The sequence below is a fragment of the Candidatus Similichlamydia epinepheli genome (assembly GCF_003056015.1).
Map to the genome: position 1 here is coordinate 1 of NZ_PPEU01000142.1, position 1265 is coordinate 1265.

General features: G+C 37.2%; 1 protein-coding gene. It reads right to left on the reverse strand.

Features of this window, described 5'->3' with window-relative positions; translation table 11 throughout:
• On the reverse strand, positions 1-1184 hold a 1184-nt coding region (locus GCCT14_RS04980; RefSeq protein WP_157952644.1), incomplete at its 3' end, for a PHP domain-containing protein.
• Between the last annotated feature and the right edge of the window lie 81 nt (positions 1185-1265).

Genomic DNA, 1265 nt, shown 5'->3' on the forward strand with positions numbered 1-1265 from the left:
CTAATGAGCAAATACTCTGTTAATCCTCTAGAAATGACAACCTTCAATTCATATTCTAGTGATGAACGAATCAACATATCGAGATCTTGATTAGGAAACTTTTCTCTCAATCTCTCAAGAACTCTGTCTGTATAACGTTTTGGAATCGCTTCATTTGTTTGGCTTTTCAAGTAGTTCTTACATGTTTCTTCTCTCTCATTAGCAGTTACACTATGATCAAGACCTGGAGGGAAAAAAACAGGATAATGTTTTTTTTTGCATTCAAACGAATAATTACACTTGTCTGCCAGCTTTCTAGTGTTAGAAACAGCTTCTGGATAATCAACAAAAAGGTCTAAAATTTCTTGAGTAGATTTAAAATAGTATTCATTTGACGTGAAAACTAACCTTTTTGGATTTTTACGTGCTCCTTCATTTAAAAAGATAGGTTCGCCTGATCCTATATTCATAAGAACAGCATGAGCCTTCCAATCTTCTCTATTCAGATAGTAACAAGGGTTGGATGCGACAATATCGAGAGAATAGTTAGATGCAAGTTCTGCAAGTCTCTCATTCAAGCGTGCTTGATCACTCATCTTTTTTTGATACAAGTCTTCCACCCAAGCTTCTTCAAAAAGAATCTGAGAATCGCTATTATCCTGAATAGTGAGATTTTGAATTTGAATGAACAGTGATTCACATCCAAAAACACGAATCCACCATTCCAACTCTTCAACTTGTTTATCGCAAGAAGATTCCAGTACCAAACGAGCCAACAAGCTCCCTGGAGCTCCAATCATGGCTATTAGCCCTTCATGGTGCCTTTCAAGAATTTCTCGATCCATTCTAGGAACGTAATAAAACCCTTCCAGATGGCTTAAAGAAGTTAAAATTGAGAGATTGCGAAATCCAATCTCATTTGAAACAAAAAGAGTACAAGAATAAGAGTTTGGCTCGTCTACAATTTTGTTCTTCACAAATCTCGATTTAGGTGCCAGATAGCCATCTAACCCTATAATCGGTTTGATGTTATTTAATTGGCACTGTTGACAGAAGTCGAAACTCCCACAAAGGTTTCCATGATCGGTTAGAGCTATTGTATCTAGACCATGAGAAACGGCTCTCTTAACTAATTGAATTATAGAAGGAGTCGCCCTCAAAATAGAGTATTGAGAATGTAGGCTCAGTGGTACCCAAGGCCTCATTTTAGCTTCTCACTTCTATGCCCAGACTCAACCAAAAGGATTGGGGAAAGACACAACAAAGACAATAGGGAACATCCAAAT